Source organism: Methylobacterium sp. UNCCL125 (assembly GCF_900116795.1).
In the GTDB taxonomy this organism is placed as follows: Bacteria; Pseudomonadota; Alphaproteobacteria; order Rhizobiales; family Beijerinckiaceae; genus Methylobacterium; species Methylobacterium fujisawaense.
Map to the genome: position 1 here is coordinate 42,321 of NZ_FPBW01000032.1, position 24,950 is coordinate 67,270.

Here is a 24,950-nt window from a genome sequence, read left to right on the forward strand (position 1 = left end):
CGGCACGGTTCGGCTGTTAACACGCTTTAAGTTTTGCGGCCGACCCGGTGAGGAGGCGAACCCCGGCTTGAACCTACGAAGCGGCGCGGCTCAGCGTCTTGATGTGACTGCGTGCGATCGCGAGCCCATCCATATCGTCGGCAGCGTCCAGCCGCACGGATTCCTGCTCGGGCTCGACGCCCGGTCCCTCGCCATCGTCCAGGCGAGCGCCAACGCCCCAGCGGCGGCGGCGGTCGGGACCATCCTCGACGCGGCTCTGCCCGACCTTGCGGCCGTCGTCCGGCACCATCTGGCGGCGGCGGAGACCCAGGACGGGGCCCTCTATCTTCGCACCGTCACGCTGGAGACCGGCAGCGGGCGCCAAGCCTACGAGGTGGCGGCCCACCGGGTCGATGACCTTGTGGTGGTGGAACTGGAGGAGATCGACGCGGCCGCCGCCGACATCGGCGTCGACCTGCTCACCCCGCGCCTGCGCGCCTTCGTCGAACGCCTGCACACCGCCAGAACCGTCGAGGACCTCTGCCGGTTCGTCGCCGAGGACATCCGCCAGATCACCGGTCTCGACCGCGCCCTGGTCTACCGGTTCGACCGCGACTGGCACGGGATGGTGCTGGCCGAGGCCGGGAACGGCGTCCTGCCCTCCTACCTCGACCTGCGCTTCCCGGCCTCCGACATCCCCGTCCAGGCGCGCGAACTCTACCGCCGGAACCGCCTGCGCATCATCCCCGATGCCGGCTACGTCCCGGTGCCGATCCGGCCGGCCACCACGCCGTCCGGCCGGCCCCTGGACCTCAGCCAGTCGGTGCTGCGCTCGGTCTCGCCGGTCCATGTCGAGTACATGCGCAACATGGGCACGATGGCGTCCATGTCGGTGTCGATCCTCGTCGACGGCGCGCTCTGGGGCCTGATCTCCTGCCACAACCGCGCGCCCAAGCGCGTGCCCCTCCAGGCGCGCAACGCCTGCGACGTGCTCACCCAGATCTTCGCGCTGCAGCTCTCGGCCCGCGAGCGCGGCGCCCAGTCCGAGAGGCGTCTGGCCCTGGGCGCCGTGCAGGCGCGCCTCCTCGGCTTCATGGCCGAGGAGGACAGCTTCGTCGACGGCCTGCTCAACCATCCCGACGACGTCCTGGCCCTGGTGGACGCGACCGGCGCCGCGGTGGTGACGGCGGACCGCTGCCGGCTGCTCGGGGCCACGCCGACCGAGCGCGAGGTCCGTGGCCTGTACCGGTGGCTGTCCGCGCGCGAGGAGGCCGAGGAGGTCTTCGTCTCCGAAGCCCTGTCGGAGGCGTTTCCGGCGGCCGCGGCCTTCGCCGGGCGGGCGAGCGGTCTCCTGGCGGTCTCGGTCTCGAAGAAATACGCGAGTTACATCCTCTGGTTCAGACCCGAGGTCGTGCGGACGGTGAAGTGGGGCGGCAATCCCGTGAAGGCCGTCGAGCCCGATCCGGACGGCGGCCCGGACCGGCTGCACCCGCGCAAGTCGTTCGAGATCTGGAAGGAAACCGTGAAGGGCCGCTCCCTGCCCTGGTCCGACCCGGAGGTGGAGGCCGCCAAGGACCTGCGCGCCTCGGTGCTCGGCATCGTGCTGCGCCGGGCGGAGGAACTCGCCGCCATGAGCGAGGAGCTGCAGCGCACGAACAAGGAGCTGGAGGCCTTCTCCTACTCGGTCAGCCACGACCTGCGCGCGCCCTTCCGCCACATCGTCGGCTACGCGAACCTGCTCAAGACCCGCGAGGGGGCCCAACTGTCCGACAAGGGCCGGCACTACGTGGAGACGATCATCGAGGCGGCCTTCTCGGCCGGAACCCTGGTCGACAGCCTCCTGAGCTTCTCGCAGATGGGCCGGCACGCCCTGAACAAGGTCTGGGGCGACATGAACGCCCTGGTCGAGGAAGTCCGCCGCAAGGTCCTGCGCGACGTGACCCCCGACCGGACCATCCGCTGGGAGATCGCCCCGCTCGGCCGCGCCTATGCCGATCCGGTGATGCTGCGGCTCGTCCTCGAGAACCTGCTGTCGAACGCCGTGAAGTACACCCGCGACACCGCGGAGGCGGTGATCGCCGTGGGCAGCCTGCCGCCCCGGGACGGGGAGGCGGTCTATTACGTCCGCGACAACGGCGCCGGCTTCGACATGGCCTATGTCGACAAGCTGTTCGGCGTCTTCCAGCGGCTGCACCGGGTCGAGGAGTTCGAGGGCACCGGCATCGGTCTCGCCAACGTCCGGCGCATCGTCGAGCGCCACGGCGGGCGGACCTGGGCCGAGGGAACGCTCGGCCGGGGCGCCACATTCTACTTCACCCTGCCCATCCGGGAGGAGGCGCACTGAGATGGCAGGACTGAAACCCATCCTCCTGGTCGAGGACAATCCGAACGACATCGAGCTGACGCTCGCGGCCCTCGAATCGAGCCAGCTCGCCAACGAGATCGTCATCTGCCGCGACGGCGCCGAGGCCCTCGACTTCATCTACTGCCGCGGCGCCCACGAGAAGCGGCAGGCCCAGGATCCCGCCGTGGTCCTGCTCGACCTGAAGCTTCCCAAGGTCGACGGCCTGGAGGTGCTCGCCAAGATCAAGGGCGACCCGGTCACCCGCAAGACGCCCGTGGTCATGCTGACCTCGTCCCGCGAGGAGACCGACCTGGTGCGCTCCTACGACCTCGGGGTGAACGCCTTCGTGGTGAAGCCCGTGGGCTTCGAGGAGTTCTTCGCCGCGATCAAGGAGATCGGGGTGTTCTGGGCCCTCCTCAACGAGCCGCCGCCATACCGGGGAGGCTGGCCATCGAACGCGTGATCGGACGTTCCGCGGGCCCGCTGCGCATCCTGCATCTGGAGGACAGCGATCTCGACGCCGAGCTGATCGAGGCCGAGCTGGAGACGCTCGGGCATCCGGTCGAGATCGAGCGGGTGATGACGCGCGACGCCTTCGCCCGCGCGGCGGTGCCCGGCCGGTACGATCTGATCCTGGCGGACTATGTCCTGCCGACCTTCGACGGGGTGAGCGCCCTCGGCATCGCCCGGACGCAATGCCCGGACACCCCGTTCATCTTCTGCTCGGGCACGCTGGGCGAGGACGTGGCCGTCGAGGCCCTGAAGAACGGCGCCACCGACTACGTCGTCAAGCAGCGCCTCGACCGGATGCCGCGCACCATCGTCCGGGCGCTGGCCGAGGCGCGGGCGCGCGCCGAGAAGCGCGAAGCCGAGGCCGCCCTGCAGACGCTCAACGAGACCCTGGAGGCGCGCATCGCCGAGCGCACCCGGGAACTCGCCGCGGCGAACGACGCTCTGCAGGCTCAGATCGTCGAACGCGAACGGGCGGAGGACGCCCTGCGGCTCGCCCAGCGCCTGGACGCGGTCGGGCAGCTCACGAGCGGCGTCGCGCACGACTTCAACAACCTGCTCACGGTGATTGCCGGCAACATCGAGTTCCTGGAGCGCGCCGTCTCCGACGCCCGCTCGAAGCGCCGCCTCGACATGATGCGCGGGGCCGCCGAGCGCGCCGCCCGGCTCACGGCACAGCTCCTCGCCTTCTCCCGGCGCCAGCGCCTGGAACCCACCCCGGTCAGCCTGAACCAGACGGTCGCCTCGATGCGCGACCTGCTGCAGAGTTCGATCGGCGGCGCGGTTCGCATCGAGACCGCGCTCCAGCCCGATCTGTGGCCGGCCCTGGTCGACGCCACCCAGATCGAGCTCGTGATCCTCAACCTCGCCATCAACGCCCGCGACGCGATGGCGGTGGGCGGCCGGCTCGCCATCGAGACCGCCAATGTCAGCGTCACCGGGGCGCCGACGCGGCCCGAACAGCCGGCGCCCGGCGCCTACGTCATGGTGGCGGTGAGCGATACCGGCACCGGGATGACGCCGGACGTGCTGGCCCGGGTGTTCGAGCCGTTCTTCACCACCAAGGAGGTCGGCAAGGGGTCGGGTCTCGGGCTCGCCCAGGTCTACGGCTTCGTCAAGCAGTCCGGCGGCGGCATCCGCATCGACACGGTCGCCGGCGAGGGCACCTCGATCAAGGTCTACCTGCCCCGGGCCGCGGAGGCGAAGGGGGACGCACCCCGCAATGCCGCCGCGGCCGAGGCCGCGCGGATGCATCCGCCCGGAAGCGGCCCCCGGCTCTTGGTGGTCGACGACGACGCCGAGGTGCGCGAGGTGACGACGACCCGCCTGACCGAGGCCGGCTACGCGGTGCGCGAGGCGGCCTCCGGCCTGCAGGCCCTGGCGGCCCTCGAAGCGGATCCGGGCGTCGACCTCGTCGTGATGGATTTCGCCATGCCCGGCATGAATGGAGCCGAGACGGCTCTGGAGATCCGGAAGCGCTGGCCGACGCTGCCGGTGCTGTTCGTCACCGGCTTTGCCGACACCACCGCCCTGACGAAGGCCGGGGCCGTCGGCAGCGACGCGATCGTGCTGAAGCCGTTCCGGGTCGGCGAGCTCGAGGGCAAGGTCGCCGCCGCCCTGGCGGCCCGCCCGCCGGCGCAGCTCCGCCTGATCTCGGGCCGCGACCGGAGCGCCTGAGGCGTCCTCGACCCGGGCCGTGGCCATCGGACGGTCCACGTCGGCGAAAGGCTGCCCCCGGCAGTCGGCGCTGCGACCGGAGCGGGGTGTCTGGCCCTGCCGGTGGTGCCGGCCTCCGGCTACACCCACGCCCGGGCCGAGATGGGGGATCCGCGCTTTCGCGCAGCTGCCAATCGCGGCACGGGGCCTAGATCAGGGTCATGCCCCCTTCGCGCCCCATGACCCGCGCCGCCGGCCTCGAGGCCCTGGCGACATTCCTGACCGGTCCCGGCGCCGCCTACGCGGCGTCCCGGAACACGGATCGCGGCCCCGGTGCGACGCCGACGACGTCGGTTCTGTCGCCCTACCTGCGCCGCCGGCTGCTCACCGAGGAGGAGGTCGCCCGGGCCGCGCAGAGCGCCTTCGGCATCTCGGGCGCGGAGCGTTTCGTCTCCGAGGTGTTCTGGCGGACCTACTTCAAGGGCCACCTCGAAACCCATCCCGGCGCCTGGACCGGCTATCGGGAGGGTCTGGCGGCCGCACGGATGCGCCTTGCCGCCGAGCCCGGCCTGCGCCGGACCTACGAGCGGGCCGCCGCGGGGCGCACGGGCCTCGACGGCTTCGACGCCTGGGCCGGCCAGCTCGCCGAGGAGGGCTGGCTGCACAACCATGCCCGCATGTGGTTCGCCTCGATCTGGATCTTCACCCTGCGCCTGCCCTGGGAGCTGGGCGCCGACCTGTTCCTGCGCCACCTGCTCGACGGCGATCCGGCCAGCAACACCCTGTCGTGGCGGTGGGTCGCGGGCCTCCACACCCGGGGCAAGCCCTACCGCGCCCGGCGCGACAACATCCGGCAGTACACGGAGGGCCGCCACGATCCCGCCGGGCTCGACGAGGGGGCCGCGCCGCTGGAGGAGGACATGCCCCCGCGGGAGGTGCCCCTCGCCCCGGCCGACACCCCGCCGGACGGGGCGATCGCCCTGCTGCTGCACCTCGACGACCTTCATCCCGAGAGCCTTCCCCTCGGACCGGCCCGCGTGGTCCGCGTCGGCGGCCTTCTCGCCCACGCGGAGGGGGCGGTCGACCGGGTCCGCGCGGCCGACGCGGCGGCGCTGGCGGATGCCCTGACCCGGGCGCAGGCGCAGTTCGGCTGCCCGGCCATGCCCGTGCAGGACGGCTGGGCCGGCGACCTGCCCGTGGTGACGGCCTGGGCGCCGGCAGGCCCCTCGGCGGAGGTGCTGCCGCGGGATTGCCTCCGGGTCCGCCGCCCCTGGGATTCGCGGGCTTGGCCCCTCGCGAACCGCGGCTTCTTCCGCCTGCGCAGCGCCATCCCCGGCCTGATGGAGGCCTGACGCCGCAGATGGTCGGCGGCAGGCGCCCCCGACGCCATGTTCCCGGGACCGCGGGGCGACGCCCGCGCCTGCATCCGGAGCTTCCGCCATGGACAGGGTCCTGTACGTGCTCGTCACCCTCGTGGAATCGGTGCTCGGGATCTTCGGCGTGCGGGCGCTCTACGAGCAGCCCGCCTACACGGTGGTCGAGCGTCTCGACCGCGGGGTCGAGATCCGGTCCTACGCGCCGCGCCTGGCGGTCGAGACCGATTCCCGCGGCCAGGGCGACGGCGAGGCCTTCGGCCGGCTGTTCCGCTACATCACCGGTGCGAACCGGGGGGGCGACCGCATCGCCATGACCGCGCCGGTAGAGACCGGCGGGCGGCGCATCGCCATGACGGTCCCGGTGGAGCAGGACGGGGCCGGCACGATGCGCTTCTTCCTGCCGCGCGCGGTGGCGGCGGCCGGGGCGCCCGCGCCGACCGAGCCGGGGATCCGGCTGGTCGAGATCCCGGCCGAACGGATCGCGGCGTTGCGCTTCTCCGGCCGTCTCACCCCGGAGGTACGGGCCGCACAGGCGCGCATCCTCGCCGACGTGCTGGCGGCGGCGGGACGGAGAACCGAGGGCGCGCCGTTCGTCATGGGATACGATCCCCCCTTCGCGATCCCGTTCCTGCGCAGGAACGAGGTGGCCGTCCGGCTGGCCTCCCCGTGAGCCGGAGGCGGCGACGGGGGCCGGTCCCGGCCGGCATCCCGATGGCCCGTCGCCGAACTTCCCGATTGCGTAATATTCCCGGAAGTTACTTCCAAATATGCCCGAAGATCCCGGACGATCGTTCGATGATGTTATATCTGCGCAACACTGTGCGTCATTCGATGGTCTTTTCCGGCACGGGCAGGGATTAAACAAAACGTGAATTGCGACCCGAACCCGACCCGAGATCAGTGACTCTCACGCAGCCGACGGGAAGCGGCGCGAGCCTTGAATTTAGGTTGGGGGAAGATATGCACGCCCTACGTGGCAGCTTGATCGCGTCCGTGGCCCTGTTGCCCGGTGTCGCGCAGGCTCAACAAGCCGTCACCCTCGGTGAGATCAGCGTCGTCTCGACGTCGCCGGTGGGTGCGGGCGGCGGCAATTCCAGCGGCGCCCAGACCCTCGATACCCTCGCCCAGACCGCGCCGACGCTGCCGGCTCCGGCCGGCGGGGTGCGCCTTCGGGGCTCGGAGCAGCCGCTCAACAAGATCCCCAGCACCGTCGAGACCGTCACGGCGCGGCAGATCGAGATCGACCGGGGCTCCGACAACGTGATCGCCACGCTGGCGCGGCAGACGCCCGGCGTGAACCTCAACGATTCGCAGGGCAATTCGAACCGGGTCGATCTCAGCTATCGCGGCTTCACCGCCTCGTCCGTGCAGGGCGTGCCGCAGGGGCTCGCCGTCTATCAGAACGGCGTGCGCATCAACGAAGCCTTCGGCGACGTCGTCAATTTCGACCTGATCCCCCCGCAGGCGATCCAGCGGATCGACGTCGTCACCGGCAACCCGGTCTTCGGCCTCAACGCCATCGGCGGCGCGGTCAACATCCAGATGAAGAACGGCTTCACCTGGCAGGGCACCGAGATCTCGGCCTGGGGCGGCTCGGACGCGCGCACCGCCGGCTACCTCGAATACGGCAAGGTCTCCGGCCCCTGGAGCTTCTATTTCACGGGCGACGGTTTGAACGACCGCGGCTGGCGCTACCAGAGCCCGAGCACGATCGGCCGCCTCTACGCGGATCTCGGCTACCGCTCCCAGGATTCGGAGTTCCACCTGATCGGGCTCGCCGCCCGCAGCTTCTACGGCGCCGCCGCCGCGACCCCGGTGGACTTCACCCACCGCGATCCGCGGGCGATCTTCACCTACCCGCAGACCCAGACGACGCAGGTCGGCACGATCCAGCTGACCGGCCGGGTGGACATCTCCCCGACCTGGGATCTCGCCGGCAACGCCTACTACCGGCGCTTCAGCGAGAACTACGTCGACGGCAACCAGGGGAACTTCGAGAATTGCAGCAGCCGCAGCAGCTTCCGGGGCTCGCTCTGCTACCAGGACGACGCGTTCAACGTGAACGCGCCGCCCACCAGCCAGGTGGCGGCCCGCCGGGCCTACGCCAACCAGTTCGCGATCCTGGGCCTGAACAACCGGACGATCCCGTTCCTGCGGAACATCCCCTACGGCACGATCGACACGACCCTGACCGAGGCCGAGTCGTATGGTGGCTCGCTGCAGGCGGCCAACCGCGACCGGATCTTCGGCCTGAATAACGCCTTCGTGGTCGGCGGCAGCATCGACGCCTCAACCTTCGCGTTCAAGTCGTCCAGCCAGCTGGGCGTGATCAATCCGAACCTGTCGATCACCGTCGACCCGAACAACCCGTATTACGGCACCATCCCGGGGCTCGGCACGCCGGACATCCGCACCCTCGGGGCGATCGGCCTCGCGCCCAGCTCGGTGACCGGCTCGACGCTGTATCTCGGCCTCTACGCCACCGACACGCTGGACCTCACCGACCGGCTGTCGCTGACCGGCGGCTTCCGCCTCAACTACGCCCGCATCCAGACGCGCGACCAGACCGGCTTCTCGCCGGACGTGACCGGCGTGCACGAATACACCAAGGTCAACCCGCTCGCGGGCCTGACCTACCAGTTCGACCCGGCGGTCAACCTCTACGGCAGCTATTCGGAATCGAACCGTGCCCCGACCCCGCTGGAGCTGTCCTGCTCCAGCCCGACCCAGCCCTGCCTGCTGCCCAACTCGCTGGTGGCCGATCCGCCGCTCAAGCAGGTCACCGGCCGGACCTACGAGGCCGGCTTCCGCGGGGTGATCCCGAGCTTCCTGTCGGGCGGCGCCCTGACCTACAAGGCCGGCGTCTACCGCACCGACCTGAGCAACGACCTCTATCAGGTCGCTGTCGCCGGCAATGCCGCCAGGGCCTACTACATCAACGTCCCGGCGACCCGGCGCCAGGGCATCGAGGTCGGCGCCGAATACGCCGTCACCCCCGACCTGCTGGTCTACGCCAACTACGCCCTGGTCGACGCGACCTTCCAGTTCAACGCGACCCTCTCGTCGCCCAACAATCCCCTGGCCAGCACGGGGGCGACCGGCGGTGCCGTGGGCGGCGACGTGATCCCGAACGGCGGCATCCGGGTGCGGCCGGGCGACAAGATCCCGCTCATCCCCGATCACCAGATCAAGGCGGGCTTCGAGTACAACATCACCCCGAACTGGCGCTTCGGCCTCAACGTCTCGGCCTTCTCGTCGTCCTATTTCCGCGGCGACGAATCGAACCTGAACCGCAAGTTGCCGGCCTACTACGTGATGAACCTGACGACGAAGTATCAGGTCACCAAGAACCTGGAGATCTTCGGGCTGATCACCAACCTGACGAACAACCGCTACGCCACCTTCGGCACCTTCGCCGAGACGGGGGCGGTCGCCGGCAACCTGTCGATCAACGATCCCCGGACCACGACGCTGGCGCAGCCGCTCTCGGTCTATGCCGGCCTGACCTACCGGTTCGGGGAAGATCCGGTCCCGATGGCGCCGGAGCCGATCATCCGGAAGTACTGATCCCGCCCGCGTGACCCTGACGGCACCCGTGAGCGCGACGCGGCCGGGGTGAACGCCTTCACCGCGCGCGCCTGCGACGCGGACGGCCGGCCCGTGCTGGTGCGGGCCGGGCCGGCCTCCTCAGCGTCGATCCAGCCGGGGACGTCCGCCGGACGTCCCCGTTCCCCGGTCAGGCCGCGTCCGGCATGCGGTCCAGGAGCTTGTCGAGGGTGATCGGGTAGTCGCGCACGCGGATGCCGGTGGCGTTGTAGATCGCGTTCGCCACCGCGGCGGCGATCCCCGAGATCCCGAGCTCGCCCACGCCCTTCGCCTTCATGGGCGAGGACCGCGGGTCGACCTCGTCGAGGAAGATCACCTCCTGATGCGGGATGTCGGCGTGGACCGGCACCTCGTATCCGGCGAGGTCGTGGTTGGCGAAGAAGCCGCGCTTGGTGTCGACCGCCAGCTCCTCCATCAGGGCCGCCCCGGTGCCCATGACCATCCCGCCGATCACCTGGCTGCGGGCCGATTTCGGGTTGAGGATGCGACCGGCCGCGCAGACCGCCAGCATCCGCCGGACCCGGACCTCGGCGGTGTAGACGTCCACGGCGACCTCGACGAAATGCGCCCCGAAGGTCGAGACCTGCTGCTCTTTCGAGACCTTGCCGAACTCGATCGTGTCCTCCGCGACCAGCTCCCCGTCCGCGGCAGCCTGGGCGAGCGGGATCGCGCGGTTGCCCGCGCGGACCTCGCCCTCCTCGAACACCGCGTCGGTGGCGTTGAAGCCGAGCTTCTGCGCCACGGACTCCCGCAGCTTCACGCAGGCCGCATAGACGCCCGCCGTCGACGAGTTGGCGCCGAACTGGCCGCCCGAGCCCGAGGAGACCGGGAAGTCCGAGTCGCCGAGCCGCACCGCCACCTTGTCGAGGGGCACGCCCATCATCTCGGCGGCGGTCTGGGCGATGATCGTGTAGCTGCCGGTGCCGATATCGGTCATGTCGGTCTCGACCGTGACCGTGCCGCTGCCGTCCAGCCGCACCCGGGCGCCCGACTTCATCACCATGTTGTCGCGGAACGCCGCCGCCATGCCGAGGCCGACGAGCCATTGCCCGTCCCGGACCTGGCCGGGCTTCGGGTTGCGCTTGGCCCATCCGAACTTCTCGGCGCCGAGCTTGAGGCAGCCGACGAGGTCGCGGTGGGAGAAGCGCAGGTCCGGCTGGGTCGGGACGACCTGCGTGTCGTTGCGGATGCGGAACTCCACCGGGTCGAGGCCGAGCTTCTCGGCCATCTCGTCCATGGCGACCTCAAGCACGGCGAGGCCCGGGGCCTCGCCCGGCGCCCGCATGGCGTTGCCCTCGGGCAGGTCGAGGTGGGCGAGCTTCATGGCGGTGAGGCGGTTCTTCCCCGCGTAGAGGAACTTGGTCTGGTTCACCGCCGTCTCGGGATCGCCGTCCGGCAGGTTGCCGGAGGTGCTCTCATGCGCGATCGCCGTGATGGTGCCGTCCTGCGTGGCGCCGATCCGGACCCGCTGGATCGTGGCCGGCCGGTGCGTGGTGTTGTTGGCGATGAGCGGGCGCGTGAGCGCGACCTTCACGGGCCGCCCCGTTGCCTTGGCGGCCAGCGCCGCCAGCACCGCGTCGGCGCGCACGAACAGCTTGCCGCCGAAGCCGCCGCCGACATAGGGGGCGTCGAGCCGGACCTTGTCCTTCGGCAGGCCGAGCATCTTGGCGAGGCTGCCGTGGCCCCAGCCGATCATCTGGTTGGCGGTCCAGAGCGTCACCCGGTCGCCGTCCCAGGCCGCCGTCGTGGCGTGCGGCTCCATCATGGCGTGGCTCTCGTCGGCGGTCGTGTAGGCCGCGTCGAGGGTCACGGGCGCCTGCGCGAAGGCCCCCTCGAAATCGCCGACGCGCTCCTCGCCGTCGCCGCCGCTGCCCTCGCCGCTCTCGGCCGGGACCGGCTCGGCGGTCTTCGCCGCCGCCGCGAGGTCGAAGGCGCCGGCTTCCGGGGCGTACTCGACCGCGACCAGGAAGGAGGCCGCCCGGGCCTGCTCGAAGGTTTCGGCCACCACCACGGCGATCGCCTGGTGGTAGTGCTGGATCACGTCGCCGCCGAACAGGTAGGCGACGTTCATCACGCCGCGTTCGATCCGGGGCGTGTCGAGGGTGGTGACGATACCGATGACGCCGGGAGCCTGCCGGGCCGAAGCGGTGTCGATGCTGCGGACGCGGCCCTTGGCGATGGCCGAGCCGAGCACGTAGCCGTAGGCGGCCTCGGGCGCCGCGTCGTGGCGCTCGTAGGCGTAGGGGGCGGTGCCGGTGGTCTTGTACTTGCCGTCGATCCGGTCGGTGGGCTGGCCCACGACCTTGAGCCGGTCGATCGGGTTCGGGCCGGCGGGGGTGTCGAACTTCATGGCTCAGGCCCTCGCTTGGTTGAGCGCGGCGCCGAGGGTCCGCTCGGCGAGCTTCAGCTTGTAGGCGTTCTCGGGGGTGGGCTTGGCGTCGGCGAAGACCCGGTCGGTCACGGCCTTCGCGCCCTTCGGCAGGTCGGCCTCGGCCGCCGCGTCCCGCCAGGGTTTGGCGGCGACGCCGCCGAAGGCGACGTGACCCGTCCCGTCCTTGCCGAGGATGGCGGCCACCGAGACCAGCGCGTAGGCGTAGGAGGCGCGGTCGCGGACCTTGCGGTAGATATGCGTGCCCGCCACCGGCTTCGGCAGCGTCACCGCGGTGATGAGTTCGCCGGGCTCGAGGTTCGTATCCCGTTCGGGGGCGTCGCCGGGCAGGCGGTGGAACTCGGCGATCGGGATCCGGCGCTCCGTGCCCGCGGCATCGACCGTCTCGACGGTGGCGTCGAGCACCCGCATGGCCACCGCCATGTCGCCCGGATGCGTGGCGATGCAGGCGTCGCTGCCGCCGATCACCGCGAGCTGCCGGTTGACCCCGTCGAGGGCCGAGCAGCCCGAGCCGGGCCGGCGCTTATTGCAGGCCTGGGCCGTGTCGTAGAAATACGGGCAGCGGGTCCGCTGGAGCAGGTTGCCGGCGGTGGTCGCCTTGTTGCGCAGCTGGCCCGAGGCGCCGGCCAGCAGCGCCCGGCTCAGGACCCCGTAATCCTTGCGCACCCGCGGATGGGCCGCGAGGTCGGTGTTGCGTACCAGGGCGCCGATGCGCAGGCCGCCCTCCGCGGTCGGCTCCACCGTGTCGAGGCCGAGGCCGTTCACGTCCACGAGGTGGCGCGGGGTCTCGATCTGCAGCTTCATCAGGTCGAGGAGGTTGGTGCCGCCGGCGATGAACTTGGCGTCGGGCGTCCCGGCGACGGCGGCGGCGGCTTGAGCGGGCGTGCTCGGGCGCTCGTAGGTGAAGGACTTCATGCCTGCCCCCCGGCGACTTCGGTCATCGCCTCGCCGATGTTGGAATAGGCGCCGCAGCGGCAGATGTTGCCGCTCATGCGCTCGCGGATCTCGGCTTCGGTGACCCGGGGCGCGGCATCGAGGTCGACGGTGACGTGGCTCGGGATGCCGGCCTTGATCTCCTCGAGGACGGCCACGCCCGAGCAGATCTGGCCCGGCGTGCAGTAGCCGCACTGGTAGCCGTCGTGCTTCACGAAGGCCGCCTGCATCGGATGGAGCTGGTCCGGCTGGCCGAGCCCCTCGATCGTGGTGATCTCGGCGCCCTGGTGCATGATCGCGAGCGTCAGGCAGGCATTGATGCGCCGCCCGTCGACGATCATCGTGCAGGCGCCGCACTGGCCATGGTCGCAGCCCTTCTTGGACCCGGTCAGGTGCAGGTACTCGCGTGCCGCGTCGAGCAGGCTGGTGCGGGTGTCGAGGTCCAGTGTGCGCCGCTCGCCGTTCACCGTGAAGGTGACGGTGGCGAGGACCGGCGCGTCGGTCCGTGCGGTGGTCTGTGAAGTCCCGGCACCCCGGTCCTGGGGCGCGGCGGCGGTAGCTCCCACCATCAAGTTTCTCTCCGGTTCAGATCACAAGGGCAGGGACGGCGCGTCTCGGTCTCCGGGCCGGCGCCGCCGCCGACGCGCGTCGGCCCATCGCAGGCGGGACACCCGGGGAAACACCGACACCCTGGATTGGCTCCAAGGTAGCGCCCACGTCCCCGATGGTCAGGGGTCGACGGGATCATCGACCCGAAAATCGCGGGCCCCGCGGTCGGAGGCCGCGGGCCCGACCGATCACGAGACGCATGCGCGCCGACCGCGGTGCGGCGCTGCGGGTGGCGCCCGGCGGCGGCCGGGGACTTTGACGCCAAACGAAAGGGCCGACCCGAAGGCCGGCCCCATCGTGCGCCCTGCGAAAATTCCTACTCGGCCGCCGTCATCTCGGGGGTGTAGTGGCCGCACCAGTCCTGGGCACCGACAATCGGCCACAATCCCTTGGACTCGGGCGCGGGCTGGCTGACCGGCGGGTTGAAGCGGCACAGGCCGGCATCGTTCTGGGCGACGGCGCCGTTGCCCTTGTGCTCGTCGAAGAACCGGCAGGTCTCGCACTTGGCGTTCATGGTCAGGCTCCTGTGAGGCCGGCGGCCGGGGCCGCCCTGGCGGGGAACGGAGAGCGTGGACCTTAGAAGTGATCCAATCTGCTGGCCCAACGTCGGACGGATCCGGCGGGTTCCCCATCGGGTAAGGCCGGCGACGGCCCTCACCCGGCCGCGGCGAGGCCCGATCCGGCGGCGACCGCCACCGCGGGAGCGCCGACCGCCGCGGCGTAGTCGGCGATCGGACGCGGCTTGCCGAACAGGTAGCCCTGCATCTCGCCGCAGGCCTCCTCCGTGAGGAACTTCATCTGCGCGTGGGTCTCGACGCCCTCCGCGACCACGCCCATGCCGAGGCTGCGGCCGAGGCTGAGCACGGCGCGCACGATCACGGCAGCCTGCGGTCCGGTCCCGAGCTGCGCCACGAAGGAGCGGTCGATCTTCAGCTTGTCGAACGGGAAGGCCTGGAGGGTGGCGAGCGACGCGTAGCCGGTCCCGAAATCGTCCATGCTGATCCGGATGCCGTAGCCCTTCAGGCGCCGGAGGATGCCCACGGCCCGCGCCATGTCGTTGATGATGATGCTCTCGGTGACCTCCAGCTCCAGGCGGTCCGGCGACAGGCCGGTCTCTGCCAGGATGGCCAGGACGGACTCGGGCAGATCGGGCTTCTGGAACTGGCGCGGCGAGAGATTGACGGCGACCTTCAGGGGCTGCGCCCATTGCGCCGCCTCGCGGCAGGCCTCGCGCAGCACCCAGTCGCCGAGCACCACGATCAGGCCGATTTCCTCGGCGAGCGGCACGAAGACGCTCGGCGCAACGCTGCCGCGGACCGGGTGCGTCCAGCGCAGCAGCGCCTCGAACCCGACGAGCGCCCCCGTGTAGCCGTCCACCTGCGGCTGATAGTGCAGGCTCAGGGTATCGTCGTCGAGAGCCTGCCGCAGGTCGCGTTCGAGCATCCGCCGCTCCTCGGCCTCCTCGTCCATGGCGGGGGTGAAGATCCGGTACGTGCCGCGGCCCTCGGCCTTCGCCCGGTAGAGGGCGAGGTCGGCGCGGCGGTAGAGGGGCTCCGCATCCATTCCGTGCTCGGGCGCCAGCGCGATGCCGATGCTCAGGCCGACGCCGACCCGGTGCCCGGCCACGCTGAACGGGCTGTCGAACAGGGCGATGAGGCGCTCGGCCAGGGCGGCGGCCTCCGCCGCGCCCCCGTCCGAGAGCACGGCGAACTCGTCGCCTCCGAGCCGGGCCACCGCCCCGTCCCCCGCGGCGCGCCGCAGGCCGGCCGCCACGCGGCGCAGGAGTTCGTCCCCCGCTTGGTGGCCGAGGCTGTCGTTCACGCTCTTGAAGCCGTCGAGGTCGAGGTAGAGGACCGCGCAGGCGCCCCCGCGCAGGGCGATGTCGGCGAGGCTGCGCGCGAGGGTCTCGTGGAAGAGCGCCCGGTTCGGAAGGCCGGTGAGCACGTCGTGGCGCGCCAGGCGGGCCACTTCGGCCTCGGCGGCCTTCCGCTCCGTGATGTCGGTGAAGGTCCGGACGAAGCCGCCATCCGCCAGCGGCACGGTGCGGATCTCCAGCACGAGGCCGTTCGGCCGCGCCCGCTCGTGGACCTGCGTCTGCCCGGCCTCGCCGCGCTCGATCCAGGCCCGGGAGGAGCGGTCCGTGAGTCGGCGCTCGCGGCGGCTTGCCTCATGGCGCAGCACCGCCCGGTAGCTCGGCTGCGCCTGCATCATCGCCCGGGGCAGATCGAGGAGCGCCAGCGCCCGCTCGTTGCACACGCGCACCGCACCGCCCGCGTCGACCATGATCAGACCCTGGTCCATGCTGTCGAGGGTGGCGTCGAGCAGCAGGGTCTTCTCCCGCAGCATGTGGCTCTGTCGGGCCAGGGCGACGTTGATCCGGCGCAGGTGGTCCAGCATCAGCGTCAGCGCCGCGAAGGCCAGGATCACGGCCATCATGGCGGCGATGCCCCCGGCCAGCACGCCGCGGGCGAGACCGAGCTGCGGGATCGCCAGGGCGGGATCCGGCACCACCCGGGCGGCCGCCATGGCCAGGAAGTGCAGGACCGCGATAGCGAGGGTCAGGACGGTCGCGGCCGCGAACCGGGCCCGCGGGCCGGCGGGCCCGACATGGATGGCCATCCCCACCGCCGAGAGCAGGCAGCCCGCCGCGATCGCCGTGACGGCCAGGGCCGGGTCCCAGGTGAAATGCCCGGGCAGCCGCACGCCGGCGATGCCGAGGAAATGCATGCCGGCGATGCCGATCCCCAGCACCAGGCCGGCCCCGGCCCCCGCCCAGCGCGACGGCGTGGCCCGGGCGAGCAGGAAGGCCGCGGTGGCGGCCGCGATGGCGACCAAGAGGGAGAGCAGGGTCGTGCGTGGCTCGTAGCCGAGCACCACCCCGGGATCGTAGCCGAGCATGCCGATGAAGTGCGTGCTCCAGATCCCGGCTCCGATCGAGAAGCCCGAGGCCAGGAGCCAGATCGGCCCGTGCCTGTGGGCCTGGACGCGTTGCTCGAGCTTGAGGGCGACCGCGCAGGAGATCCAGCAGATGCAGGCCGCCAGCGCCACCACCCAGGCGGTGTGTTCCTCGGTCAGGCAAGCGAAAGCGCGATACATCGAGGTGCCCCGCCCATCTGCGATGGCCGGAACCGTAACCTGCGGATACTAATCAGAAGTTGCATAAGCTGCGGTCGCGGACGGCCCGGCACCCGCGGGCGGGCGTTTCCGGCGCGATTGTCCCACCCCTTCAGCGCAGCCTCTTTGCCCTATAGCCTCGCCCGGGTCGCGGCGACGGATGGGCCGCAGCGGCCTTCAACCGTGGCTTTCAACCGGCCGCACCGCGAAGTCCGCCAGCAGCTCCTGGAGTTCGTCCTCGTGGACGAGGCGCGCCGCCTCTTCGGGGGGGAACCATCGCAGCGTGCGCTGATCCTGCTCCGGCCAGCGCGCATGCTGGGCTTCGACCCGCAGCGGGTAGACGCGGACCATGCAGGGGAACGCCCGGCCGTGATCGAAGCGCTTCTGATAGTGGTACCGACCGACCGGGCTCGCCGCGATCTGCCCTTTGAGACCCGCCTCCTCGAAGGCCTCCCGTTCGGCCGCCTGATGGGCCTTCCGGCCGGACATCGGCCAGCCCTTCGGAATGATCCAGCGGCCCGTATCCCGCGAGGTGATCAGCAGGATCTCGATCCGGCCCTCCGCGTCGACGCGGAACGGCAGGGCCGCCACCTGCTTGAGCGGCTTCAGCGGTTTGACATGCGCCTTCCGGAGCAGCTTCTTCAGGTTCGGCCGCTTGGATGACGTCTTCAGCGCCGACCTCGGGGAAGTTGGGGGGCGGGGTTTCTGATGTTGCTTTTGCAAGGCCAAGACTCCTCGCGCTTTTACATAAGTTTAATACGATCCCAATTCAGCCCGTGCGAATCGGCACCGAGCCATGCCCGCAGCGCTGTGCTCATCCCCGGCAGCCCGCTTGTCTCGGGCCGGCTCCTCCGCGAAAGCTCCTGCGTCAAATGTCCACGAGGCACGGTATGCCGGTCGAGATCGAGCGCAAGTTCATCGCGAACCCGTCGGTTCTGGCGCTGTGCCGGGAGGGAACGCACTTCGTTCAGGGCTATCTCTTCACCGACGCCGCCAACACGATCCGGATCCGCCGCGCCGGGGCGCGCACGCTCATCACGTGGAAGAGCCCGCGCCGGGGCGCCTGCCGGGACGAGATCGAATTCGCCATCCCGCCCGAGGACGGCGCGGCGCTCCTCGCCACGGTGCCGCCCGACCGGCGGCTGGAGAAGACCCGCTACCGGGTCGTCCATGCCGGAGCGACGTGGGACGTCGACGTGTTCGGCGGGGGGCTCTCGGGCCTGATCCTGGCCGAGATCGAGCTGGAGCGCGAGGACCAGCCGGTGGTGCTGCCCCCCTGGGTCGAGGGCGAGGTCACCGGCGACGCGCGCTACCGCAACTCGCGCCTGGCCGCGGGACTGGTGCCGGAGCGGCAGGCGGCTTGACCGTCTGCGCCCCCGCCGGATCCATCGGGTTGGACAGGCGGCGTTCCAATGGGACGCCGCCAAGCGCCGGATTGCCGGGACGAGCCGCCCGGCGTGCCGCTCCCGGGGCTGACGGATCGAGCCGGTTTTGGACCGGATGGAGCCCGCCGGCCGAGGGCGCCGGGCCGGATTGCGAAGCCTGTCTGCGCGGATGGCTCGAGACCTTCGGACCGTGCAGTCCCTGACGGATCCGGGCGAAGGCGCCAGGACCGGTCAGCGCAGCCTGGGTCAGCGCAGGGCCGGCGGAAGGCGCCGCTTCCAGCGTTCCCCGAGCCGCAGGTCCTTCGTTCGCCGCCCGGCCGTCGATCGCGGCGACGGACCTTGACCGGACGCGGCCGCCAGGGGGGGCGCCTCCGCGACGGGCAGGGGCGGCTCTGCGGCCGGACGCGGCGGTGCCGCCTGCACCTGGGGGGCGATGTCCTGCTCGGACGCGGGAGCCCGGGTACGGCGCGGCCGCCGCACCCGAGGTGCCGGCATGACCTCGTCCGCCGGTTCGGCCACCGGCTCGTCCGGAATCTCGAACATGGGGACGAGGCTCGGCAGAACCCGGCGAGCCGGTGTCTCCGGCGCCTTCCGTTCCGGGCGTTGGGCCGGCGCCGCCTGAGGCACGGATGCCGGCGGCTCCATCGCGGCCTGCGCCAGTTCCGGCCATAGAGTCTTGTCCGGGCGGGAGCGCGCTTCAGTGGCAGTCAGCGATGTGCGGGCCGGACGGGTCTGCTTGACTTCGACCATGAACGGTCGCGCGCTGCGGCGCTTCATGTAAGACGATCCTTGGAAGCATTCGAGCCCGCACATCGGCGGCACGAACATATCCAGGTTAAGCCTGATCTCGGCCGTTGTCCAGAAAGACGGGCGCGTACTGATCAAATTTCTTTGTAGTTGAAATCGGCTGCCGTCATATCCAAGCGGTGAGCCGAGAAATGGAAGTCGTGTTCACCGGGGCCATTCAGGAAGGTGTTGCGTGCTGCCGCAGGACGGGCGCCACCCGGCCGGCCCGCGTGCGGGAGCGGCGGCGGCGAGGACCAGGGTCCTTCCGGATCGGGCGGCCTGCGCCGGCGCGGAGTTCGGCCGGCGCCCGCACCCGGACGCTGCCGTCCGTGATCGTCACCGCGGCGGTGCCGGACGCGACGCCTTCGGCAGCCTGCAGGGCGCCCTGGATCGTCGCCGACAAAGTCATCACCTCGGCGAGAACTTGCTCATGGCCGATCGTCGCGCGTGATGATCGGCGATCGATCGCCGACGTCAGTTCAGGCGCCGTCGCTGCTCCACCACGTGCCGCTGTGCCAGCCGCCGTCCCAGCGCCATCAGCAGCGCGTCCGCCTGGGCCTTCAGCACCGGATCCCCGGCGGCGACGATCGCGTCCTGCGCGGCGATGGCATGCTCGACCGCCCGGTCCAGCGGCGTCTCCCCGGCACCGGGCGTGACCTCATCGGAGAGGCCCTCGCTCGCGCGCAGCCGCGTGACGTCCACCAGGATTCCGCGACCGCCGGCCGGCCGGCCCGTATGGTCGCCGAAGATGCGGCCGCGGGCCAGAACCCAGTGCGTCCGGCCGTCGATGGAGATCACCCGGTACTCGGCGATGTACGGGCTCCCCTCCGCGGCGCTGCGGCGGATCAGGCCGATGACCCGTTCGCGGTCGTCGGGATGGGTGATCCCGTCGTAGAACGCCAGCGGCAGACCCGCTTCGGCCTCGGCCGGATCGACCGTGAAGAGGCGAGCCGCGAAGGCATCGACCCGTACGCGGTCCGTGGCGGCATCCCAGTCCCAGTGTCCGATCATGTCCGCGGTCTCGCCCGCGATCGGGAACGCCCTGGAACGGTTCCGACCGGCGTGCGGCTTAGTCTTGGGCATGGCGGTGTTCGTATTCGTCCCCGATCACCTCTTATTAGGATGTCTGTCACAACCTCAAGGGATTCTTAGCGCAATTATGCAACTGTTGCTTGCTGGGCACTCGCGTGTCGGCATTCTTCTGTATTATGAATGCTCCCGCCAGCCGCGTGCCGAAGCTTGACCGCCGATGGGACCCAAAGCACCTGATCCGGGCGGATCCTCCGGGGATGCGGCGCCGGAGGACAACCCGTTCGATCACCGGGCCCGTCCGCCCGAATCGGCGACGGGGCGGCTCCTGCAGCGGATCGCCGAAGCCCTGGCGATTCCGGCAGCCACCCTGTACGGCCCGCGCGCCGCCGAACGGGACGATGGCAGTGCCGAACGGCGCGCCGACGAGGCGGAGGCTCTCCTGTCCGCCTTCCGGCGGATCGAGGATCCCGAGCTTCGCCATCGTCTCCTGGACCTCGTGCGGAATCTCGCGGAGCGACGCGCATCGGCTCACCCGTAACGCGCTTCGCCCCTGATCCGCTTCGCCCGTGACGTGCTTGGCCCGCCACGTGCTAACCTTTGCCGGGTTGCAACGCTCGGGCGAGTCGGCATGCTGAACAGACGATCCTTCATGGCCCTGTCGGGCGCCGCCCTCGCGGCCCCGGCCTTGGCGCAGGGCAGTGCCGCGCGGACGCTCAAATTCATCCCGCAGGCCGACCTTACGGTGCTCGATCCGATCTGGACGACCGCCTACGTGACCCGCAATCACGGGCTCGCCGTGTTCGACACGCTCTACGGCACCGATGCGCGCTATGCCGCTCAGCCGCAGATGGTGGCGGGCCACACGGTGGAGAACGACGACAAGCTCTGGCGCCTGACCCTGCGGCCCGGGCTGACCTTCCACGACGGCAGCCCCGTGCTCGCCCGCGACTGCGTGGCGAGCATCGCCCGCTGGGGCAAGCGCGACGCCATGGGCCAGACGCTCATGGCCTACACGGACGAACTCTCGGCCCCCGATGACCGGACGATCCAGTTCCGGCTGAAAAAGCCCTTCGCACTCCTGCCGGAGGCCCTCGGTAAGGTCGGATCCTCGATCTGCGCCATCATGCCGGAGCGGCTCGCCAAGACCGACCCGTTCACGCAGGTGACCGAGATGGTCGGCAGCGGCCCCTTCCGCTTCAAGGCGGACGAGCGCGTCGTCGGCGCCCGGGTGGTCTACGAGCGCTTTGCCGGCTACGTCCCCCGCGAGGGCGGCGAGCCGCAATGGACCTCGGGTCCGAAGCGCGTCTTCGTCGACCGGGTCGAGTGGCACGTCATTCCCGACCAGGCCACCGCCGCCTCGGCCATGCAGACCGGCGAGATGGATTGGTGGGAGCAGCCGCCGGCCGATCTCGTTCCGACCCTGGGCGGGCTCACGACGCGGATCACCGACCCGACCGGCCTGATCGGCTGCCTGCGGATGAACCAGCTTCAGCCGCCCTTCGACAACCCGGCCATCCGGCAGGTGCTGCTGAAGGTCGTCGACCAGACCGACTTCATGCAGGCGGTGACCGGTACCGATCCCAAGCTGATTCACGTGCCCACCGGGTTCTTCTGCCCCGGCCTGCCGATGGCGAGCGATGTCGGCCTCGATGTCCTCACGAGCAAGCGCGACTACGAGGCGGCCAAGACGGCGCTGGCGGCGGCGGGCTACAAGGGCGAGAAGGTGGTGCTGATGGGCGCCTCGGACTTCCCCAGCCTCAAGGCGCTCGCCGACGTGGCGGCCGACATGCTCACGCGCGCCGGCTTCAACGTCGACTATCAGGTCATGGACTGGGGCTCGGTGGTGCAGCGGCGCGCCAAGAAGGACCCGATCGCCCAGGGCGGCTGGAGCGCCTTCTGCACTTTCTGGGCGGGGCTCGACCAGGCCAACCCGGCGGTCAGCGCCTTCCTGCGCGGGACCGGCCAGAGCGCCGCGATCGGCTGGCCCACCAGCGAGAAGATCGAGGCGCTGCGGGACCAGTGGCTGGACGCCCCGGACACCGCCGCGCGCAAGCAGCTCGCGGGCGCCCTTCAGCGGCAGGCCTTCACCGACCTGCCCTACCTGCCCCTCGGGCAATACTTCAACCAGACCTCGTACAAGCCGTCCCTGACCGGCGTGCTCGACGGCGTGCCGATGTTCTGGAACGTGAAGAAGGGGTGACGGGCGGCGGACCGCCGTCCCGACCCGGACCTGCGGCACGGCGGTCGCTCCGAACCAGACCGAGGCCCCGGCGTCGGGAGCCGCCCGCCGTGTCTCCGTCCCGGCGAGCGGCGCCGGCAACCCGGAATCGCGGGACGTCACCGAGCGTCGCGCGGCCTGGATGGCCGCCGGATGGCGCTTCGCGCCCCGCAGGTGCGGCAGCCCGGCGCGCGCGCCTGCAGGCGATCGCGGCCGGCAGCCTGGCGGACGCATACGCCGTCGGGCTTCGACAGATCCGATCCGTTGAAGCCCGATGGCGCTTCCCAGCCGCGGCGGCCGCGGGTTAAGCTGAGGTTGGCACAGGTCACAACCAGAGATGACCGGCCCGCGAGGAAGCCCGAGACGAGACGCCCGGCCCGCCGCTCACGGGGGCCCCCGCGGCGACGTCGAGCCCCGTGCGGGCCCGGCCGTGATCTGGAGCCGTGACCTGGAGCCGTGACCTGGATCGATCCGGACCCCGGGGGCCCGGCCCGAGCCCACGACACGCGCGAGGATAGGCCATGGACGACGCCGCCCTGGAACGCTCGGCGATGCGCAGGATCGGCTGGCGGCTCGTGCCGTTCCTGATCCTCGCCTACTTCGTGTCCTTCCTGGACCGCGTGAATGTCGGCTTCGCGGCGATCCAGATGAACCACGATGTCGGCCTGTCGGCGACCGTGTTCGGCTGGGGCGCCGGGATCTTCTTCCTCGGCTATTTCCTGATGGAGATCCCCAGCAACCTGATGCTGGAGCGCTTCGGGGCGCGGCTGTGGATCGCCCGGATCATGGCCACCTGGGGCCTGATCTCCGCCGCCATGGCGCTGGTGCAGGGGCCGTGGTCGTTCATCGCCCTGCGCTTCCTGCTGGGGCTCGCCGAGGCCGGCTTCTTCCCCGGCGTGATCCTCTACCTCACCTACTGGTTCCCCTCCGCCTACCGGGCGCGGATCATCGGGATCTTCATGATCTCGATCCCGATCTCGTCCTTCCTCGGCTCGCCGATCTCCGGCGCGCTGCTCAACGTGACGGGGTTCGGCCTCGCCGGCTGGCAGTGGCTGTTCATCCTCGAGGGCCTGCCGGCGGTGGTCCTGGCCGTCGCGGTCCTGTGGTTCCTGCCGGACGGGCCGCGGGAGGCGGCGTGGCTGCCGGCGGCCGAGCGGGACTGGCTGGAGCGGCAGCTCCGGTCCGAGGCGGCGCGCAACACCCGCCGCGGCGCGCCCGCGAAGCCGCCGCTCTGGGAGATCCTGCGCGACCGGCGGCTCGCCCTCTTCGCGGCCATCTATTTCGGCTCGACGGCGAGCAGCTACGGGCTGTCGTTCTGGACGCCGCAGATCGTCAAGAGCTTCGGCCTCGGCAATGTCGAGACCGGGCTCCTGAACAGCATCCCGTACGGATTCGCGTCCTTGGCCATGGTCCTCTGGGGCCGGCACAGCGACCGGACCGCCGAGCGGCGCTGGCACCTCGCGCTCTCGTTCCTGGTCCTGGCGCTGGGGCTCGCGGGCGGGACGGTCCTCTCGGGGCTCGGCCCGGTCGTGGCGGCGCTGACGGTCGCGGCGGTCGGCGTCTACATGCTCAAGGGGCCGTTCTGGGCGCTCGCGACCGAGCAGATGCCGCCCGCCACGGCGGCGGCGAGCATCGCGGCGATCAACGCGGTCGGAAATCTCGGCGGCTTCCTGGGCCCCTACCTGATCGGCGCGATCAAGGACGGCACCGGCAGCTTCACCCTGAGCCTTCTGCCCCTGGTGGCCTTCGCCTTGCTCTCGGCCGCCCTGTCACTGGTGCCGGGCCGTGCCCCGCGTCCCGACCGGGGTACGCCGCGCCCGTCGACCGTCTGAGCCCGGCGCGGCGGCGAACCGAGTCCGGGACCGGCCGGTTGGCCCTGGTGCCGCCATCGCCCGGCACGGCGCCGATCCGGACCGGATCGGGGCCCGCCGGCCGGGCGCACCGATGACCGGGAGCCGGACCCATGACGTTGGACGACGCCTTGCAGGACGCCGTCCGGGCGGAGCCGACGCGTCAGGCCGAGGCGGATCGACCGCGAGGCTCTGCCGACGGTGACCGCCGGCGCGGTCGCCGGCGGACCGCGCGGCTCGCGCGGCGTCGCGGAACATCCCCGCCGGACGATCGAGCCCGGCGGCCGGGCCGCCCGTGACCGAGATGCCGTCAGGAGATCGCCGTGCCCAAGCTCAACGCCATCCTGGAGACGGCGCTGTACGTCGCGGATCTCGACCGCGCCGAAGCCTTCTACCGCGACACAATGGGATTGCCCTGCCTCTTCACGGATTTCCGCATGCGCGCCTTCGACGTCGGCGGCCGCGGCGTCCTCCTGCTTTTCCCGGAGGGCGGGTCCCTGCAGCCGATCGAGACGCCGGGCGGGCTCATCCCGCCGCATGACGGCCGCGGCCCGGCCCATGTCGCGTTCTCGATCGACGCGGACGCCCTCGCGTCCTGGGAGGAGCATCTCGCGGCCTCCGGCGTGGCCGTCGAGGGGCGCACCCGCTGGCCGAGGGGCGGCGTCAGCGTCTACTTCCGCGACCCGGACGGGCACCTGCTCGAGCTGGCCACCCCCGGCCTCTGGAAGGGCTACTGAGGCGGCGCCGGGCCGCGTCGGGTCGGGCCTCAACGCCGAAGGGGCCGCGTCCTTTCGGACGCGGCCCCTTGCGAGTTCGGCTTGGCGCGGCGGTCGGGATCCGACCGCCGCGGCGCGGTCTTAGTAGGAGCCGAACTTGTAGTTCAGGCCGGCGCGGACGACGGCGAACTCGTCGGAACGGCGGCCGATGCCGCTGTAGACGACGGGGAAGTTGTTGGCGGCGTTGATGACGAACGCGCCCTGGTTGCGGGTGTTGCGGTCGAGGTTGACGTACAGGCCTTCGACCTTGAGCGTCACGGCCGAGGAGCGGAAGAAGTTCAGGAAGGAGTCGGTGGGGAGCGCGTACTCGACGCCGCCGCCGACGGCCCAGCCGGTGCGGAAGCTGTCGTTGCCGGCGTAGCCGCCGAAGGAGCGGTCGGCGCTGCC

At 71.0% G+C, this 24,950-nt stretch carries 20 protein-coding genes and 1 pseudogene; 11 read left to right on the top strand and 10 right to left on the bottom strand.

Annotated features, from left to right (window positions below; translation table 11 throughout):
- Nucleotides 1-67: 67 nt before the first annotated feature.
- From BM396_RS26230 to BM396_RS26255, 6 genes are all read left to right on the top strand, one after another.
- A complete protein-coding gene (locus tag BM396_RS26230) occupies nucleotides 68-2,323 on the top strand; it encodes an ATP-binding protein (RefSeq protein WP_043386135.1) in 2,256 nt (751 codons plus the stop codon).
- Between the two features lies 1 nt (nucleotide 2,324).
- Complete coding sequence (locus BM396_RS26235; RefSeq protein WP_043353847.1) at nucleotides 2,325-2,786, top strand: response regulator; 462 nt, start codon at nucleotides 2,325-2,327, stop codon at nucleotides 2,784-2,786.
- On the top strand, nucleotides 2,783-4,510 hold the full coding sequence (locus BM396_RS26240) for a hybrid sensor histidine kinase/response regulator (RefSeq protein ID WP_043386133.1): 1,728 nt from the start codon (nucleotides 2,783-2,785) through the stop codon (nucleotides 4,508-4,510). Before BM396_RS26235 ends, BM396_RS26240 begins: the two co-directional genes overlap by 4 nt.
- A gap of 200 nt (nucleotides 4,511-4,710) precedes the next feature.
- Nucleotides 4,711-5,841: an FAD-binding domain-containing protein gene (locus BM396_RS26245; protein WP_081948730.1), complete on the top strand. Its 1,131-nt coding sequence runs from the start codon at nucleotides 4,711-4,713 to the stop codon at nucleotides 5,839-5,841.
- 88 nt (nucleotides 5,842-5,929) lie between these two features.
- Nucleotides 5,930-6,535, top strand: a complete 606-nt coding sequence (locus BM396_RS26250) for an SOUL family heme-binding protein (RefSeq protein ID WP_043386130.1) — start codon at nucleotides 5,930-5,932, stop codon at nucleotides 6,533-6,535.
- 290 nt (nucleotides 6,536-6,825) lie between these two features.
- Nucleotides 6,826-9,432, top strand: coding sequence for a TonB-dependent receptor (locus BM396_RS26255; RefSeq protein ID WP_091995039.1), 2,607 nt, complete (start codon nucleotides 6,826-6,828; stop codon nucleotides 9,430-9,432).
- 169 nt (nucleotides 9,433-9,601) lie between these two features.
- On the opposite strand, the gene paoC is transcribed toward BM396_RS26255, so the two are convergent.
- From paoC to BM396_RS26285, 6 genes are all read right to left on the bottom strand, one after another.
- Entirely contained in the window at nucleotides 9,602-11,821 is a 2,220-nt protein-coding gene (gene paoC, locus BM396_RS26260) for an aldehyde oxidoreductase molybdenum-binding subunit PaoC (RefSeq protein ID WP_043386124.1), read from the bottom strand.
- Nucleotides 11,822-11,824: 3 nt separating this feature from the next.
- The gene (locus tag BM396_RS26265; RefSeq protein WP_043386121.1) at nucleotides 11,825-12,775 is read right to left on the bottom strand and encodes an FAD binding domain-containing protein; all 951 of its coding nucleotides are present in this window, start codon (nucleotides 12,773-12,775) and stop codon (nucleotides 11,825-11,827) included.
- Nucleotides 12,772-13,362 (bottom strand): aldehyde dehydrogenase iron-sulfur subunit PaoA, encoded by a 591-nt coding sequence (gene paoA, locus BM396_RS26270; protein ID WP_091995042.1) that lies wholly within the window; start codon nucleotides 13,360-13,362, stop codon nucleotides 12,772-12,774. Before paoA ends, BM396_RS26265 begins: the two co-directional genes overlap by 4 nt.
- A gap of 356 nt (nucleotides 13,363-13,718) precedes the next feature.
- Complete coding sequence (locus BM396_RS26275; RefSeq protein WP_043353828.1) at nucleotides 13,719-13,916, bottom strand: hypothetical protein; 198 nt, start codon at nucleotides 13,914-13,916, stop codon at nucleotides 13,719-13,721.
- A 140-nt stretch (nucleotides 13,917-14,056) separates the two neighbouring features.
- Nucleotides 14,057-16,498, bottom strand: a complete 2,442-nt coding sequence (locus BM396_RS26280) for a bifunctional diguanylate cyclase/phosphodiesterase (protein ID WP_043386114.1) — start codon at nucleotides 16,496-16,498, stop codon at nucleotides 14,057-14,059.
- 195 nt (nucleotides 16,499-16,693) lie between these two features.
- The gene (locus tag BM396_RS26285; protein WP_051044698.1) at nucleotides 16,694-17,161 is read right to left on the bottom strand and encodes an NUDIX hydrolase; all 468 of its coding nucleotides are present in this window, start codon (nucleotides 17,159-17,161) and stop codon (nucleotides 16,694-16,696) included.
- Between the two features lie 245 nt (nucleotides 17,162-17,406).
- On the opposite strand from BM396_RS26285, the gene BM396_RS26290 reads away from it, so the two are divergent.
- Complete coding sequence (locus tag BM396_RS26290; RefSeq protein ID WP_043348059.1) at nucleotides 17,407-17,880, top strand: CYTH domain-containing protein; 474 nt, start codon at nucleotides 17,407-17,409, stop codon at nucleotides 17,878-17,880.
- 267 nt (nucleotides 17,881-18,147) lie between these two features.
- Here the strand turns inward: BM396_RS26290 and BM396_RS26295 are convergent, their stop codons facing one another.
- The 3 genes from BM396_RS26295 to BM396_RS26305 form a co-directional block, all read right to left on the bottom strand.
- Nucleotides 18,148-18,678 carry a hypothetical protein gene (locus tag BM396_RS26295; RefSeq protein WP_043386184.1) on the bottom strand — a complete coding sequence of 177 codons (531 nt, stop codon included), beginning with the start codon at nucleotides 18,676-18,678 and terminating at the stop codon, nucleotides 18,148-18,150.
- 187 nt (nucleotides 18,679-18,865) lie between these two features.
- Nucleotides 18,866-19,099, bottom strand: coding sequence for a hypothetical protein (locus tag BM396_RS32970; RefSeq protein WP_148291078.1), 234 nt, complete (start codon nucleotides 19,097-19,099; stop codon nucleotides 18,866-18,868).
- Between the two features lie 62 nt (nucleotides 19,100-19,161).
- Nucleotides 19,162-19,770 (bottom strand): PAS domain-containing protein, encoded by a 609-nt coding sequence (locus BM396_RS26305; protein ID WP_043386111.1) that lies wholly within the window; start codon nucleotides 19,768-19,770, stop codon nucleotides 19,162-19,164.
- Between the two features lie 166 nt (nucleotides 19,771-19,936).
- Between BM396_RS26305 and BM396_RS26310 the strand changes: the two genes are divergently transcribed.
- From BM396_RS26310 to BM396_RS26325, 4 genes are all read left to right on the top strand, one after another.
- Complete coding sequence (locus BM396_RS26310; protein ID WP_043386108.1) at nucleotides 19,937-20,257, top strand: hypothetical protein; 321 nt, start codon at nucleotides 19,937-19,939, stop codon at nucleotides 20,255-20,257.
- 90 nt (nucleotides 20,258-20,347) lie between these two features.
- A complete protein-coding gene (locus BM396_RS26315) occupies nucleotides 20,348-21,919 on the top strand; it encodes an ABC transporter substrate-binding protein (RefSeq protein WP_043348046.1) in 1,572 nt (523 codons plus the stop codon).
- 539 nt (nucleotides 21,920-22,458) lie between these two features.
- Complete coding sequence (locus BM396_RS26320) at nucleotides 22,459-23,769, top strand: MFS transporter (protein WP_043348042.1); 1,311 nt, start codon at nucleotides 22,459-22,461, stop codon at nucleotides 23,767-23,769.
- A 341-nt stretch (nucleotides 23,770-24,110) separates the two neighbouring features.
- Nucleotides 24,111-24,524: a VOC family protein gene (locus BM396_RS26325; RefSeq protein WP_043386105.1), complete on the top strand. Its 414-nt coding sequence runs from the start codon at nucleotides 24,111-24,113 to the stop codon at nucleotides 24,522-24,524.
- A gap of 120 nt (nucleotides 24,525-24,644) precedes the next feature.
- On the opposite strand, the pseudogene BM396_RS26330 reads toward BM396_RS26325, so the two are convergent.
- Nucleotides 24,645-24,950 (bottom strand): annotated as a pseudogene (locus tag BM396_RS26330) (porin family protein); the annotation flags it as partial.

What these genes read in the sequence shown, in the direction of transcription:
- BM396_RS26235 (WP_043353847.1), top strand. Translation starts at nt 2,325, where the DNA reads ATGGCAGGACTGAAACCCATCCTCCTGGTCGAGGACAATCCGAACGAC.
- BM396_RS26245 (WP_081948730.1), top strand. Translation starts at nt 4,711, where the DNA reads ATGCCCCCTTCGCGCCCCATGACCCGCGCCGCCGGCCTCGAGGCCCTG.
- BM396_RS26250 (WP_043386130.1), top strand. Translation starts at nt 5,930, where the DNA reads ATGGACAGGGTCCTGTACGTGCTCGTCACCCTCGTGGAATCGGTGCTC.
- BM396_RS26255 (WP_091995039.1), top strand. Translation starts at nt 6,826, where the DNA reads ATGCACGCCCTACGTGGCAGCTTGATCGCGTCCGTGGCCCTGTTGCCC.
- paoC (WP_043386124.1), bottom strand. Translation starts at nt 11,821, where the DNA reads ATGAAGTTCGACACCCCCGCCGGCCCGAACCCGATCGACCGGCTCAAG.
- BM396_RS26265 (WP_043386121.1), bottom strand. Translation starts at nt 12,775, where the DNA reads ATGAAGTCCTTCACCTACGAGCGCCCGAGCACGCCCGCTCAAGCCGCC.
- paoA (WP_091995042.1), bottom strand. Translation starts at nt 13,362, where the DNA reads ATGGTGGGAGCTACCGCCGCCGCGCCCCAGGACCGGGGTGCCGGGACT.
- BM396_RS26275 (WP_043353828.1), bottom strand. Translation starts at nt 13,916, where the DNA reads ATGAACGCCAAGTGCGAGACCTGCCGGTTCTTCGACGAGCACAAGGGC.
- BM396_RS26280 (WP_043386114.1), bottom strand. Translation starts at nt 16,498, where the DNA reads ATGTATCGCGCTTTCGCTTGCCTGACCGAGGAACACACCGCCTGGGTG.
- BM396_RS26290 (WP_043348059.1), top strand. Translation starts at nt 17,407, where the DNA reads ATGCCGGTCGAGATCGAGCGCAAGTTCATCGCGAACCCGTCGGTTCTG.
- BM396_RS26295 (WP_043386184.1), bottom strand. Translation starts at nt 18,678, where the DNA reads ATGAAGCGCCGCAGCGCGCGACCGTTCATGGTCGAAGTCAAGCAGACC.
- BM396_RS26305 (WP_043386111.1), bottom strand. Translation starts at nt 19,770, where the DNA reads ATGCCCAAGACTAAGCCGCACGCCGGTCGGAACCGTTCCAGGGCGTTC.
- BM396_RS26310 (WP_043386108.1), top strand. Translation starts at nt 19,937, where the DNA reads ATGGGACCCAAAGCACCTGATCCGGGCGGATCCTCCGGGGATGCGGCG.
- BM396_RS26315 (WP_043348046.1), top strand. Translation starts at nt 20,348, where the DNA reads ATGCTGAACAGACGATCCTTCATGGCCCTGTCGGGCGCCGCCCTCGCG.
- BM396_RS26320 (WP_043348042.1), top strand. Translation starts at nt 22,459, where the DNA reads ATGGACGACGCCGCCCTGGAACGCTCGGCGATGCGCAGGATCGGCTGG.